This is a genomic window from Neisseria sp. P0008.S002 (assembly GCF_051962805.1).
Lineage (GTDB): Bacteria > Pseudomonadota > Gammaproteobacteria > Burkholderiales > Neisseriaceae > Neisseria > Neisseria perflava.
This window is the reverse complement of record NZ_JBQCUY010000005.1, coordinates 126,867-140,831: the sequence shown is the minus strand read 5'-3', so window position 1 is coordinate 140,831 and position 13,965 is coordinate 126,867. Positions and strand designations below refer to the sequence as shown.

Below are 13,965 nucleotides of genomic sequence, written 5' to 3'. Positions count from 1 at the left end.
AAAATTAAAATTCATCTTGAGCCCAACGCGTAGAACGCAAAATGCTGGAATCCACATCTTGAATATTGCGATAACCAGTAAATGCCATGGAAATATCCATTTCTTTATACAGGATTTCCAGCGCACGGGTTACGCCTTCTTCACCATACGCACCCAAACCATACAGAAACGCCCGACCAATCATCGTACCTTTCGCACCCAAAGCCCAAGCCTTCAAAATATCCTGACCGCTGCGGATACCACTGTCCATCCAAACCTCGATATCGCTGCCAACTGCGCTGACCACATCAGGCAAAGCTTTAATGGCGGACACGGTATCGTCAAGCTGACGGCCACCATGATTGGAAACGACCAATGCGTCCGCGCCGCTTTTCGCTGCCTTTTCCGCATCTTCAGGCTCCATAATGCCTTTGATAATCAGCTTGCCGCCCCACAAATCTTTAATGCGCGCCACATCATCCCAGCTCAGGCGCGGGTCGAATTGTTCGGAAGTCCACGAAGACAGCGAAGACAAATCGCCCACGTTTTTCGCATGACCGACAATATTGCGGAAGGTGCGACGTTCCGTGTTCAGCATTTTCATACACCATTCCGGTTTGGTCGCCAAATTGATTAAATTGGCAATGGTTGGTTTCGGCGGCGCGGACAGGCCGTTTTTGATGTCTTTGTGGCGTTGACCCAAGACCTGCAAATCAGCGGTCAATACCAAAGCCGAACATTTGGCATCCTTCGCACGCTTAATCAGGTTTTCCATAAACTCGCGGTCGCGCATCACATAAAGCTGAAACCAAAACGGCGCGCTGGTGTTTTCAGCCACATCCTCAATCGAACAAATGGACATGGTCGACAGCGTAAACGGAATACCAAATTTTTCCGCCGCACGCGCCGCCAAAATTTCACCGTCGGCGTGCGCCATACCCGTGAAACCTGTTGGCGCAATCGCTACCGGCATTTTCACATCCTGCCCAATCATTTTGGTTTCGAGACTGCGCCCCTCCATATTAACCAATACCTTTTGGCGGAAACGGATGTCTTTAAAATCCGAAGTGTTTTCACGATAAGTGGTTTCCGTCCAAGAGCCTGAGTCAATATAGTCATAAAACATACGCGGCATTTTACGTTTGGCAACAAGGCGCAAGTCTTCGATACAGGTTATTTTGCTTAAATTACATTTCATTGTCGATTGCCTCTGTTAAGGTAAAGATGGATGGTCAAGGCCGTCTGAACATTTCAAACACCTCATTATTTTACTCCATCAAAACAACTAAATTTTAAGAATAATTTTGATAATCTATATCAGTATCAATATTAAATCAAAACATTTTAACCCTGATATTTGTAGGGTTGATAGCCTTTTTTCAGACGGCCTTAAGTCCAAATTACAGAAAAATAAGGAAAATATTTTCCGATTTAAAAATCAGCCCATGCCACCATTTAAACAAACAATCAAACCGAACCGCCACATACTTGACTGAAACACTCAGATATTAGACAATTCCCCTACTAATAAAAACGCCCCACACAGGCAACCACACCATGAGACTGACTACCAAAGGGCGATTTGCAGTAACCGCCATGATAGATTTGGCGATGAACGCGCAAACCGGCGCTGTCAAACTCAGTGCCATCAGCGAACGACAAAGCATATCGCTGTCCTACCTCGAACAATTATTCAGCAAGCTGCGCCGTGCCGGATTGGTTGAAAGCCTACGCGGCCCAGGCGGAGGCTATATCCTTGCCGCACCCGCCGAGCAAATCAATATTGCACAAATCATCTCCGCAGCCGAAGACCGACTGGATGCCACACAATGCGGCAGCAAAGCAAACTGCCACCACGGTGCCCCCTGTCTGACCCATGACCTTTGGGAAAACTTAAACAAAACCATCAATGATTACCTCAGCAGCGTTACGCTGCAAAGCATCATTGAACAAAAAAACTGCAGCGACAGCAGTCATGTCGTTACTTTTACACACATTCATTAAACCGACTTGCGGCAAAGACCGCAGGCAGATGACCAAACGAAAGAGCAAACCATGACCGTCAAAACCCCCGTATACCTCGACTACGCCGCCACCACTCCCGTTGACCGCCGCGTTGCCGAAAAAATGATTCCCTACCTGTCCGATATTTTCGGCAACCCAGCCTCCAACAGCCACAGCTTCGGCTGGGAAGCAGAAGAAGCCGTAGAAAAAGCACGTGCAGACATCGCAGCCCTGATTAACGCCGACTCTAAAGAAATCGTTTTTACCAGCGGCGCAACCGAATCCAACAACCTCGCCATTAAAGGCGCGGCGCACTTCTACAAATCCAAAGGCAACCACCTCATTACCGTGAAAACCGAGCACAAAGCCGTGCTTGACACCATGCGTGAACTCGAACGCCAAGGTTATGAAGTAACTTATCTGGACGTACAAGAAAACGGTTTGGTTGACTTAGACGTGCTGAAAGCCGCTATCCGCGAAGACACCATCCTCGTTTCCGTAATGTGGGTAAACAACGAAATCGGCGTAGTTCAAGATATTCCTGCCATTGGCGAAATCTGCCGCGAACGCAAAATCATTTTCCACGTTGACGCAGCACAAGCATGCGGCAAAGTGCCTGTCGACGTTGAAGCCGCCAAAGTTGATTTGCTGTCTATGTCCGGCCACAAAGTATACGGCCCTAAAGGCATCGGCGCCCTGTATGTACGCCGTAAACCACGCGTCCGCCTCGAAGCCCAAATGCACGGCGGCGGCCACGAACGCGGCTTCCGCAGCGGCACCCTGCCCACCCACCAAATCGTCGGCATGGGCGAAGCCTTCCGCATCGCCAAAGAAGAACTCGAGCAAGACATGGCGCACTACCTGAAACTGCGCGATATCTTCCTCAAAGGTATCGAAGGCATCGAAGAAGTCTACATCAACGGTGACCTCGAACACCGCGCTCCAAACAACCTGAACGTCAGCTTCAACTTCGTCGAAGGCGAAAGCCTGATTATGGCAGTCAAAGAACTCGCCGTATCCAGCGGCTCCGCCTGTACTTCTGCCAGTCTCGAACCAAGCTACGTCCTGCGCGCACTCGGCCGTAACGACGAATTGGCGCACTCTTCCCTGCGCATCACCTTCGGCCGCATGACCACTGAAGAAGAAGTCCAATTCGCAGCAGAACTGATTAAATCCAAAATCGGCAAACTGCGCGAACTGTCTCCGCTGTGGGAAATGTTTAAAGAAGGTATCGATTTGAACTCGATTGAATGGGCGGCGCATTAATCAAGAGAAAAGGTCGTCTGAAAAATCCACAAGGCCTTTACCTTTTCAGACGACCTCATCAAGAAAAATACTAAAAATGACGATAATAAAAAATAAAATACGCCACTTACTTTCTTGTCTGATTCTATGCTCGGCCCCGCTGGTTTCAGCACAGACACAATCTGATTGGTCAACTATATTCAAATCATTTGAAAATGGCTGCCAATTCGATAAACATTTGGAAAACCTGTTGGATCCATTTAGTGATGTAAGCTATGACTGGAACGATAAAGACTCTAAATATCAAAACCTGCGTTTGAATTATCCCAATAGAGTCAAGCTGCCAAAGGCTTACCGTGATCTTGCGCACCCTCCGATGACTTTGCACCGCACGGAATTTAGTGAAGATGGAAAACCGTTTATTCTTGATCAAACCCGTTTGAAACTCAGCGGTACTTACTATGGCTTGCCTGTGGTTCATATCAGCCAGACGTTCCAAGTAGAAACCGCAGGTTACAGTTACACCCGTTTATTGTTGGATGTACCTTTGGGACAGGCACGCAAGGTGTTAAAAGGAAAATACCGCCCTATTCGAAAATACAGTTTGATTTTAGAAGAATACGAAACCCTGCAAGCAAAACTAAAACCGATTAATGTTAACGGAAAACCCCAAACAATTTTAGAATGTGCCTTTATAAATGGCTGATAAAACAACTGTAATAGATAATCAACTTAGACATTAAAAAGGACGTCTGAAACTCTAAAAATATACCTTTTCAGACGACCTAAAAGCCACAATCTTCAAATTAAGGATACAAACCCATGGACGAACAAGAACTCGACCTCGACAATCTCGACAACCTGCTCGAAGATTTTGACGGCGTTACCGTAGAAGGCGGCGTTGATTCAGAGAATGATGACGGCTGCGAAGGCGGCGCGTGCAAAATCTAAACTTCAGGCCGTCTGAATATTCGTAAACAAACCATTTACACCACTAAAAACACAAAGGAAACCACATCATGGCATACAGCGATAAAGTAATCGACCACTACGAAAACCCCCGCAACGTCGGTACTTTCGACAAAAACGACGAATCTGTCGGTACCGGCATGGTCGGTGCACCGGCCTGCGGTGACGTAATGCGTCTGCAAATCAAAGTAAACAATGAGGGTATTATCGAAGATGCAAAATTTAAAACTTACGGCTGCGGCTCTGCTATCGCTTCTTCCAGCCTGATTACCGAGTGGGTAAAAGGCAAAAGCTTGGATGACGCGCTGGCAATCAAAAACAGCGAAATCGCCGAAGAATTGGAGCTGCCGCCGGTAAAAATCCACTGCTCCATCTTGGCTGAAGATGCGGTAAAAGCAGCCGTTGCCGACTATCGCAAACGTCAGGAAAACAAATAACCTTGTTTGCCAGATACTTAGTTTGCAGACATTAATGTCTAAATCGGCTTGATAGGCCCAACTTGCCATATAAGTGCGCCAGTACCTGCAAAATCAAAGAAGACGATATGCCTTTTACCGATGAAGAAATCCAATCCCTACTTGCTGTCAAAGGAATAGGTAAAACCATATTGCAGCGTTTGCAGCAAATGGGATTGATGATATTGCCACTCTGGAGGTTGCGGATTTAGACGATATTTTGGAACAGGGCGCACAATTAACCGGCTCAACCTGTTGGAAAAATAGTCCGCAGGCCAAAGCTGCCATTACTGCCGCAATAGAGTGGGCAAAACAGCGTTTTCAGACGGCCTGATAGTTCAAGAGGCCATCTGAAATAAAAAAGCAGACAAAACAGAAAATGATTGCGAAATGAGGAAAAAAGCATGATTACCATCACAGAAAACGCAGCCAAACACATCAACAGCTACCTGACCAAACGCGGTAAAGGTTTGGGCGTGCGCTTGGGTGTGAAAACCAGCGGCTGCTCAGGCATGGCATACAACCTTGAATTTGTCGATGAAGTGAACGAGGATGACCTGATTTTTGAAGAACACGGCGCACGCGTTTATATCGATCCGAAAAGCTTGGTTTATCTAGACGGCACGCAAGTCGATTACACCAAAGAAGGATTACAGGAAGGTTTCAAATTTGAAAACCCAAACGTTAAAGATTCCTGCGGCTGTGGCGAGAGCTTCCACGTTTAAAATATCAAAAATGGCGAGAAAGTATCAAAACCATCCCGCCATTTTTTGGCTTCTTGCCTATTATAGCTACCCTTGCCTTTTCTTTTTCGTTCTACTTTGTGTCGGAACAAATCAGATTTGACTAAGGCTTTTAAGGCATTGTCTCGTATTTTGCCTTTATTGTGTTGCACCTTACCGGTCATATTGTTTTCCTTTCGTATAAACAGTTTCTGGATTATATCGTAAAATAATCCTCTTCTTTAGATTTTTTCCTTTGATATCATGTCTCAATACTTCAACCTCTTTCAGCTTGAGCCATCTTTCAATATTGATACCGAAGCACTCGAACAGATCTATCGAGCTTTAGCTGCCCGTTTTCATCCCGATAAATTTGCTTCTGCTTCAGCTTTTGAGCAGAAACAAGCCGTTATGATGTCTTCTACAATTAATGACGCCTACCGCACATTAAAAAGCCCTATTGATCGAGCCGCTTATCTCTTGAAAAGCCAAAATATCGATGCTGATGCACCTGAACACACTTCGTTTTCACCAGAATTCCTCATGCAGCAGATGGAATGGCGGGAAACATTGATGGATGCACAAATGGAACAAAACCATGATGCCATCCGAGCGCTGGATCAAGAAATCCAAGAAGTACAAAGCAACCTATATCAAGATTTACAACAAGCATTTGAACAACAGGATTATGAATCGGCCGCACAATGGGTACGGCATGGCCGCTTTCTTAATAAACTTCGCAATGAAATTGCTTCAATCTTATAAAGTACATATGCTGCTGCATTTGCCTAAGTTTTATTATGGCAAATGATTTTATATGTAAAACAAAAACCGTATCAGATTTATCTGATACGGTTTTCTTATATTAACTACCTATTAGCGTTTTTTACCAGTAACAGTAGCAACAGCCAGGTTTTCATTACGTTTCAGAGAAACACTTTCAACACCTTCTGGCAATTTGATGTCTGACAAGTGCAGAATGTCGCCAGCAACTACAGATGCACAATCCAACTCCAAGAAAGCAGGAATGTTTGCAGGCAAAGCAACTACTTCAACAGAAGTGTTCAACAGAGATACGCGGCCACCTTGCAATTTAACAGCTTGAGAGTTTTCAGCGTTAACAATGTGCAGAGGAACGCGGATGCGTACAGGTTGATCAGCTTTTACAGCTTGGAAGTCGATGTGTTGAACTTCGCGACGGAATGGGTGCATTTGGAAGTCACGCACGATAACGTCTTTAGTTTCACCGTTCAAAGACAGTTTAATCAAAGCAGTATGGAAAGATTCTTTTTCCAATGCGTAGAATACAGTTTTGTGGTCTACAGCGATAGCAACAGGCTCTTGACCTTCACCATACAGAATGCCAGGGATTTGGCCTTCGCGACGCAGGCGGCGGCTCGCACCAGTGCCTTGGGCTTCGCGAACAGAGGCTTGAATTTCGTAAGTCATGTTTAATACTCCAATTTAGATAAAATCGTCGTCATCGGCCGCGACCAGCTTAAGACGACATCGGGTTATGGCAGCAACATGCCGCCAATCATCACATCTTCATTGAAAAGATATGAGACGGATTCTTCATTGCTAATACGGCGTACCGTTTCAGCCAGCAAACCGGCAATGGTAACTTGACGGATGCGTTCACATTTTTTAGCTGCTTCAGACAACGGAATCGTATCTGTCACAACTACTTGGTCAATTTCGGAAGAAGCAATTCGATTCACTGCTTCACCGGAGAATACTGCATGGCTAGCGTATGCCAGTACACGTTCTGCACCGCGCTCTTTCAGGGCTACAGCCGCTTTACACAAGGTGTTTGCCGTATCGATCATATCATCTACGATCAAGCAAGTACGGCCTTGAATATCGCCAATGATATTCATCACTTCAGCCACGTTGGCTTTAGGACGGCGTTTATCGATAATGGCCAAATCAGCATTTAAAGATTTAGCAACAGCACGTGCACGTACAACACCACCGATATCAGGACTGACAACAGTCAGATTGTCGATACGTTGTTGTTTAATGTCGTTCAACAAAATCGGGGTAGCGTAAATATTATCTACCGGAATATCAAAGAAACCTTGAATTTGGTCGGCATGCAAGTCAACAGTCAATACGCGGTCGATACCTGCGGAGTACAACATATTCGCTACCAATTTAGCAGAAATCGGTACACGAACAGAGCGAGGACGACGATCTTGACGCGCATAGCCAAAGTAAGGAATCGCGGCAGTAATACGACCGGCAGAAGCACGTTTGAGTGCATCGGCCATAGTCAAAATTTCCATCAGGTTATCATTGGTTGGCGCGCAGGTAGGTTGCAAAATAAACACATCGCGACCACGCACATTTTCCAACAATTCAATGGCTACTTCGCCATCAGAGAATTTGGAAACGGTGGCTTCACCGAGTGAAATATCCAAATGTTTGACAACACGTTGTGCCAATTCCGGATTTGCATTACCGGTAAACACCATTAAACTGTCATAAGCAGCCATATCTTCACCTGATTCTAGATTTGATTTACGCTCAGAAAACATTACGCTTCCCTTTGCCCTATGTCTAAGACACTAATTATGCGATTATACGCGTAAAGACGGGTAAAAAAAAGTTTTTCAGCGTTATTGCGCTCTGAGCATAAAAAAGCGTGTAAGAAAACTTACACGCTTTTATTTGGCTGGGGAGGAAGGATTCGAACCTTCGCATGCTGGAATCAAAATCCAGTGTCTTAACCGCTTGACGACTCCCCAATAAAGGGTGTTGGCTGGGGAGGAAGGATTCGAACCTTCGCATGCTGGAATCAAAATCCAGTGTCTTAACCGCTTGACGACTCCCCAACAAAGGGTTTGGCTGGGGAGGAAGGATTCGAACCTTCGCATGCTGGAATCAAAATCCAGTGTCTTAACCGCTTGACGACTCCCCAACTTACTAAATCATATGAAACAGCGGATGAATATCTAACCCTTCCACACAATAAGCTTCATATGATTGAGAAACCTGTTGGTAAATTGTATTTGCTTCTTGATGAGATTCACTTGCTATAAACAAACAAGCCCCAGAACCGGTCATTAATGCATGACCATATTGGGATAACTCAACATAAGCCTTCCAAACTTCAGGATATTCCTGAAATACAACCGCCTGCATATCATTTTGAAACGGCTGTAACGATTGGAAAGTCGGCATTATGCTGGGTTTGGAATCCCGTGTCAAGCCTTCATGTGCAAAAATTTTAACTGTTGCCACATGGACGGGGGGCTTAACGATAACATACCATTGTTTAGGGACATCTATTTCAGCCAGCTTCTCACCCACACCTTTGGCAAAAGCACTTCTGCCAAAAATAAAAAAAGGAACATCTGCACCAAGACTTACGCCTAAATCAATCAGTTGCTGCCTACTCAAACCGCATTGCCACCATTGGTTTAAAACCATTAAAACCGTGGCTGCATCAGAGCTTCCGCCGCCCAATCCGCCTCCGGTTGGAATCACTTTATCCAACCAGATTTCGACACCGTGCGCTACGCTTGCATATGGCAGTAATAATTTAGCCGCCCGATAAGTTAAGTCTTGCTCAGGTTCAAGCCCTTCGACCGGCGTATGCAGAATAATCTGCCCATCAGTACGGATTTTCAGATGAACGGTATCATATAAGCCGATCAAACAGAAAATACTTTCCAAATTATGATAACCATCGCTCCTGCGGCCGGTAATCCTCAAATCCAAATTTAATTTAGCCGGCGCAGGAAAGGCTTGGATTTCCTCTGAAACAGACATGGCATCCTCTATTTGCGTGCTGCGCATCGGGTTTGTCCATTCTTATCCAAAGAGTGGTTTACCGTGTCAAACACCAAGCGGATATTAAACTTGGCATTTTCAAGTTGAAGCGTTTTGGGCTGTCCTGAACTATTTAAAGTGCGCGATATCGTCCAGTCAAACTGCTCCAGACGTCCATCAGGCAGGATTTTGTATGGCGCATTGGCAACGCGTTTACCATCTGCCCAAATATGCAAATATTGTACCGGCAAAGCAAAGCCCAAAAGCTGTCTGCTCAATTCCTCAGCAGTTTCCGCCTGATAAACCTTACCCTTACTGTCTACCGCCAATACACCTTCACTGTCTTGACACAGCTGGCCTACGGTATTGCCCAATGGGGTATTCACATCAATGGTTTGAACCGCGTTCTGATAAGTCCAATCGAAATTGGCATAAGAGCCTTTTCCTTCCACTTTGACAGCCAAACGACCGTCTGCGCTAAAATCCTGCACCTGCTCTGCTGCTTGCCAACTGTTTTGCTGAGGTAAGTTTGGCTGCGCACAGGCAGCTAAAAGCAATAAGGCTGCAACCGATGATAATCGTTTTAAATTCATGGATATTCCTTCATAGACCGTCTGAAATCAAACGCTTTCAGACGGCCTTTGGGTTTTATTTGTGTTTTTGAGTATGCGGTTTGCTGGGCGTTATACCGAATTTGGACATTGTCTCTTTTAATACTCGGAGATTGCTTCCACGTTTCAAGCCGTCATTCCAGATTTCTTTGGCCTTGTCTTGGTCTCCAAGCGTCCATAGGACTTCGCCCAAATGTGCGGCGACTTCGGCTTCAGGTTCTTTTCCATAGGCATATTGGATATACGGCAAAGCCATTTGGGCATCGCTTTTAAGATAATATGCCCAGCCTACACTATCATTAATGGCTGCGCTTTCCGGATCCATTTGATAGGCCATCTGAACCATTTTGAAAGCCTCGTCCAAATCCTTGCCGTTGGACAGCAAGGTATAGCCCAAAGCATTCCAACCATGCGGATTGTCCGGATACAACTCAACAACTCGGCGCAAATCGGCAATCGCCTTGCCTGGCTGATTCAGCTTCTCATACACCATCGAACGCTGATACAGCACATTGGCAAGCAGCTCCGGAGAAGCTTGGGTTTTCAAGGATTTTTCGGTGGAATTTACCAAGCTGTTCAAAGCGTTCAACGATTCTTGAAGATTGGTATTTTTAGACAATACGAACAAAGCCGTACTCAACAAATCCTTAACTTCAAAATAACGTCCTCTTTGCTCGGGCATTTTTTGTGCGCGTTGTACCAAAGCCCAAGCCTCTTTATGGTTGCCCTGTTTGGCTTCGATAGAAGCAGCCAAAATGGTTTTATCAAACGTATAAGCCGTAGCCGTTACCTTATCCAGCCATTGTTTGGCTTTGGCCAATTCTTCTACATCATTATATGAAACCGCACCAATCAACGCTGCACGGCTGCGCTGCTCTTCCGTGCCAGCTTTATAAGCCTTTTCCAGATAGCTGTTTACCGCAGAAATATTTTCTGTCTTGCTCGCTGACAATAAGGCAGCCTGAATATACAAATCAGGGTTGGGATTTTCTTCCAATAAAGTCTGCAAACGCTTAAAGGCCTTATCATTTTGACCATGGGCGATCAAATTGGCGATGTCCAATTCCTGCCAAATCGGAGATAAGGTTTTGGTGTCTGTCTCTTTGAAGAAGCCGTCCAAAATATCAGGATGCCGTTGCGCCATCAGCCGCAACGTCACAAAAGTCGGCGGCAAAATTTCGTTGTCCAACTTGGCCAATCGCTGCAATGCCGCAATGGCGTGTTTCTTTTGACCGTCTTTTGCACTAAAAATTGCATCCGCAATCGCCGCTTCTGGAAAGTCTTTATAATTCAAGGCCGTTTTATGCACCTGTTTAACCGCATCGCTGGTCAGATTCGGCTGTTGTGCTGCGGTTTGTGCTAAAAGCAGGAACACGCGCTTTTGCTCATCTTCACTACCGCCGGCAATTACCTTGTCCAATCCGCTCAAATTCTTATCGGCTTTACCCAGCAGCAAATTGCGCAACCAAGTCATACGCTTTTGTGTTTCACCAGGCTCCGGCTCGATTTCGCGCCATTTTTGGTAAATGGCTTCAGCCTGTTCAAATGCGTTTAACGAAACCGCCATCTCCAAAGCGCGTTCGGCCACTTCGGGAGATTTGGTGCGATGCAACGTTAAAATATAAGTAAACAACGCAGAAGCTGCATCACCCTTTTGCAGGGCCAGTTCTGAATTTAACAAAGTGAAAACCTGAGATGTACGGTTTTGTATACCCAACAGACGTATCCGCTCCTGCTCGCGCTCTTCGGGAGAAAAACGGTCGGTACGGCTTTTCTTTTTAATAATCTTAGCCGATTCAAAAACTGCATTTGAATCGCCGGGCGCGGCAAAAGTTTGTGTAACAAACAACATCATGACAGCCGCAGCTGCCACTCGAATACGGGATGGGGAAAACAACATAACTATCCTTTTTGAGAACCTGCCGACATTTTCAGACGGCCTAAGCACTTGCAGAACAGACGCAAAGCTTTATTTATCATTCAGGCATAACTGTAACACACGCACCCTATTTTGTTGACACGGTAACCGTAAACCTTGTGTAATCCTCATCTGCATAAAACGATCAGCGCCAAAAATGAATACCGACCACCTTATCCATTTCCTAACTCAAGCTTCACGCTTCAGCAGCCGTATGCAAGCAGAGCGCAATCAATTAGTTACCACTAAAACGGTCAAAGAAGCAGCCGTTTTGGTCGGCATCGCCTTGCATGAAGGAGCGTGGCAAATTTTACTGACCAAAAGGGCCGAGACCTTAAGGCAACACACCGGACAAATCGCCTTTGCCGGCGGCCGCAAAGATGCCCAAGACGACAGCCTAACGGCAACGGCGTTAAGAGAAGCTTACGAAGAAACCGCCATTCCGATTGCCGCATGGCAGACTTTTGCGCCGCTACCCTTTTATGACACACCTTCCGGCTACCGTGTTACGCCTGTTCCGGCAATTTGCACCCAGCCCGTCAACCCCAAAGCAAATCCCGATGAAGTAGCAGAAATTTTTTATCTGCCTTTGGACTTCACCTTAAACCTGCAAAACTACTCATACCGTCATCTTCATCACAACAATCAAACCCTCGCCCTCCCCGCCCTGCCTTTCCGACACTACGACATCTGGGGGCTGACAGCAATCATCCTATATGGACTGGCAGAACGTTATCAGCAATATTGCCAAGCTTTTAAATAAGGCAAGGCCGTCTGAAAACCAATATTCAGACGGCCTTGTTTGATCAATCCTCTTTATGCAGCTTCTTCATAGCATTCGACAAATTCTCCAAACCATTTCATCTCATCGCGCAGGGCAACCACTTCGCCAATTACCATTAAAGCCGGACGTTCTGCTTCGGCAGCCAACAAGCCCAAATCTTTCAGACGGCCTGTCCGCACGGTTTGATGCGGTAAAGTCCCATTGGAAATCACGGCAACAGGTGTAGAAGGCTGCCTGCCATAAGCCATCAGCTTTTCCGCAATCTCAGCCGCTTTAAGCGTGCCCATATAGATTACCAACGTTTGGCGGCTTAAAGCCAAAGTCTGCCAATCGGGCTGACTGCCCTCGTGTTTGCTGTGGCCGGTTACAAATAAAGCACCTTGGGCACAATCGCGATGGGTTAACGGAATACCGGCATAAGCAGTAGCTCCAAGCGCGGCAGTAATACCCGGCACAATGCGGTAGGCAATCCCGGCCTGATGCAGGGTTTGCACTTCCTCCCCGCCGCGACCGAACACAAAAGGATCGCCGCCTTTCAACCTTACCACACGCTCGCCTTTTTGAGCGTGTTCAACCAATAGACGGTTGGTTTCTTCCTGCTGAACATGGTGCGCACCAGCACGTTTACCCACGCTGATTTTCACCGCATCTTTACGCACCATCGCCAAAATCTCATCCGACACCAAAGCATCGTAAAACACGGTATCCGCAGCCTGTATCGCCTGCAAAGCATGTATGGTCAGCAAGCCCGGATCTCCCGGCCCTGCGCCCACCAAAACCACTTCGCCGCCAAACGGCGTTTCCCGGTTTAACTGCGTGATCAATTCACGTTCTGCCGCCTCGATATTGTTTTGAGCCGCAAAAATACTGAAACGGCTGTCGAACAACTTTTCCCAAAAATAACGGCGTCGTTCGACATGATGAATAGTCTGTTTAACCTTTTCGCGCCATTTACCGGCAATACGCGCCATCGTGCCCGTATGCAGCGGAATCAATGTTTCAATAATCTGCCGCCATTTACGCGCCAATACAGGCGCAGTACCGCCGCTGGATATGGCTATCTTCAATGGCCCCCTATCCACCACGGCAGGCACGATAAACGAACACAAGTCCGCCGTATCCACCGTATTGCACAATTTCACCCGTCGTTCCGCCGCTTCAAAAACACGGCGGTTAAACATGCCATTATCCGTCGCCGCAATAACGAAATACACCTCGTCCAGCATGGCTTCTTCAAACAAGCCACCCAGCCAAACTATTTTCCCTTCAGCCGCCCATTGCTGAAACTGCGGATTCAAAGTTTCCGCAACAACACGCACGCGCGCTCCGGCAGACAACAGGCTTTCCGCCTTACGCTCGGCAACCTTACCCGCACCTGCCAGTAAAACAGGGCGGTTTTTCAAATCGGCAAACAACGGATAATGGCTCATAGTCGTGCTCTTACTTTATCAATGATTGTCCGCCGATATTAAAGGCCGTCTGAAAAAATAGGAAAGAATGG

At 46.4% G+C, this 13,965-nt stretch carries 15 protein-coding genes, 3 tRNA genes and 2 pseudogenes; 9 read left to right on the top strand and 11 right to left on the bottom strand.

The features are described 5' to 3' along the window. Positions 1-4: 4 nt before the first annotated feature. Positions 5-1,177, bottom strand: coding sequence for an alpha-hydroxy acid oxidase (locus tag ACTHSA_RS07200; protein WP_049344453.1), 1,173 nt, complete (start codon positions 1,175-1,177; stop codon positions 5-7). Positions 1,178-1,536: 359 nt separating this feature from the next. Between ACTHSA_RS07200 and iscR the strand changes: the two genes are divergently transcribed. From iscR to iscA, 7 genes and pseudogenes are all read left to right on the top strand, one after another. Further along, positions 1,537-1,983, top strand: a complete 447-nt coding sequence (gene iscR / locus ACTHSA_RS07195; protein ID WP_004519894.1) for a Fe-S cluster assembly transcriptional regulator IscR — start codon at positions 1,537-1,539, stop codon at positions 1,981-1,983. Positions 1,984-2,034: 51 nt separating this feature from the next. Next, positions 2,035-3,249 (top strand): IscS subfamily cysteine desulfurase, encoded by a 1,215-nt coding sequence (locus ACTHSA_RS07190; protein ID WP_049335281.1) that lies wholly within the window; start codon positions 2,035-2,037, stop codon positions 3,247-3,249. A 76-nt stretch (positions 3,250-3,325) separates the two neighbouring features. Continuing rightward, positions 3,326-3,934, top strand: coding sequence for a hypothetical protein (locus tag ACTHSA_RS07185; protein ID WP_049335283.1), 609 nt, complete (start codon positions 3,326-3,328; stop codon positions 3,932-3,934). A 116-nt stretch (positions 3,935-4,050) separates the two neighbouring features. Next, a complete protein-coding gene (locus ACTHSA_RS07180; RefSeq protein WP_004519897.1) occupies positions 4,051-4,179 on the top strand; it encodes a hypothetical protein in 129 nt (42 codons plus the stop codon). A 68-nt stretch (positions 4,180-4,247) separates the two neighbouring features. Further along, on the top strand, positions 4,248-4,634 hold the full coding sequence (iscU, locus tag ACTHSA_RS07175) for a Fe-S cluster assembly scaffold IscU (protein WP_049335285.1): 387 nt from the start codon (positions 4,248-4,250) through the stop codon (positions 4,632-4,634). A gap of 107 nt (positions 4,635-4,741) precedes the next feature. Beyond that, positions 4,742-4,986, top strand: a pseudogene (locus ACTHSA_RS07170) (recombinase RecA). A gap of 70 nt (positions 4,987-5,056) precedes the next feature. Then, positions 5,057-5,377: an iron-sulfur cluster assembly protein IscA gene (iscA, locus tag ACTHSA_RS07165; protein WP_003685774.1), complete on the top strand. Its 321-nt coding sequence runs from the start codon at positions 5,057-5,059 to the stop codon at positions 5,375-5,377. On the opposite strand, the pseudogene ACTHSA_RS07160 reads toward iscA, so the two are convergent. Continuing rightward, a pseudogene (locus tag ACTHSA_RS07160) lies at positions 5,337-5,559 on the bottom strand (alternative ribosome-rescue factor A). The gene iscA and the pseudogene ACTHSA_RS07160 overlap by 41 nt on opposite strands. A 79-nt stretch (positions 5,560-5,638) precedes the next feature. Here ACTHSA_RS07160 and hscB point away from each other — a divergent pair. Continuing rightward, positions 5,639-6,139, top strand: coding sequence for a Fe-S protein assembly co-chaperone HscB (gene hscB, locus ACTHSA_RS07155; RefSeq protein ID WP_004519901.1), 501 nt, complete (start codon positions 5,639-5,641; stop codon positions 6,137-6,139). A gap of 111 nt (positions 6,140-6,250) precedes the next feature. On the opposite strand, the gene ACTHSA_RS07150 is transcribed toward hscB, so the two are convergent. The 8 genes from ACTHSA_RS07150 to ACTHSA_RS07115 all read right to left on the bottom strand — a co-directional run bounded on the left by ACTHSA_RS07150 (position 6,251) and on the right by ACTHSA_RS07115 (position 11,662). Continuing rightward, complete coding sequence (locus ACTHSA_RS07150) at positions 6,251-6,823, bottom strand: 50S ribosomal protein L25/general stress protein Ctc (RefSeq protein ID WP_004519902.1); 573 nt, start codon at positions 6,821-6,823, stop codon at positions 6,251-6,253. 65 nt (positions 6,824-6,888) lie between these two features. Then, the gene (locus ACTHSA_RS07145) at positions 6,889-7,872 is read right to left on the bottom strand and encodes a ribose-phosphate pyrophosphokinase (RefSeq protein WP_100066646.1); all 984 of its coding nucleotides are present in this window, start codon (positions 7,870-7,872) and stop codon (positions 6,889-6,891) included. Positions 7,873-8,048: 176 nt separating this feature from the next. Next, positions 8,049-8,124 (bottom strand) — tRNA-Gln (locus ACTHSA_RS07140). An 11-nt stretch (positions 8,125-8,135) separates the two neighbouring features. Beyond that, positions 8,136-8,211 (bottom strand) — tRNA-Gln (locus tag ACTHSA_RS07135). 10 nt (positions 8,212-8,221) lie between these two features. Then, positions 8,222-8,297: transfer RNA gene (locus ACTHSA_RS07130), tRNA-Gln, on the bottom strand. A 5-nt stretch (positions 8,298-8,302) separates the two neighbouring features. Continuing rightward, positions 8,303-9,151 (bottom strand): 4-(cytidine 5'-diphospho)-2-C-methyl-D-erythritol kinase, encoded by an 849-nt coding sequence (ispE, locus tag ACTHSA_RS07125; protein WP_039862210.1) that lies wholly within the window; start codon positions 9,149-9,151, stop codon positions 8,303-8,305. Between the two features lie 8 nt (positions 9,152-9,159). Further along, positions 9,160-9,744: a lipoprotein insertase outer membrane protein LolB gene (lolB, locus tag ACTHSA_RS07120; protein ID WP_004519905.1), complete on the bottom strand. Its 585-nt coding sequence runs from the start codon at positions 9,742-9,744 to the stop codon at positions 9,160-9,162. A 55-nt stretch (positions 9,745-9,799) separates the two neighbouring features. Then, positions 9,800-11,662: a tetratricopeptide repeat protein gene (locus ACTHSA_RS07115; protein WP_004519906.1), complete on the bottom strand. Its 1,863-nt coding sequence runs from the start codon at positions 11,660-11,662 to the stop codon at positions 9,800-9,802. Between the two features lie 175 nt (positions 11,663-11,837). On the opposite strand from ACTHSA_RS07115, the gene ACTHSA_RS07110 reads away from it, so the two are divergent. After that, positions 11,838-12,443, top strand: a complete 606-nt coding sequence (locus ACTHSA_RS07110) for a CoA pyrophosphatase (RefSeq protein WP_049336772.1) — start codon at positions 11,838-11,840, stop codon at positions 12,441-12,443. Positions 12,444-12,496: 53 nt separating this feature from the next. Here ACTHSA_RS07110 and cysG read toward each other — a convergent pair whose 3' ends face one another. After that, complete coding sequence (cysG, locus tag ACTHSA_RS07105) at positions 12,497-13,894, bottom strand: siroheme synthase CysG (RefSeq protein ID WP_004519908.1); 1,398 nt, start codon at positions 13,892-13,894, stop codon at positions 12,497-12,499. Positions 13,895-13,965: the final 71 nt, after the last annotated feature.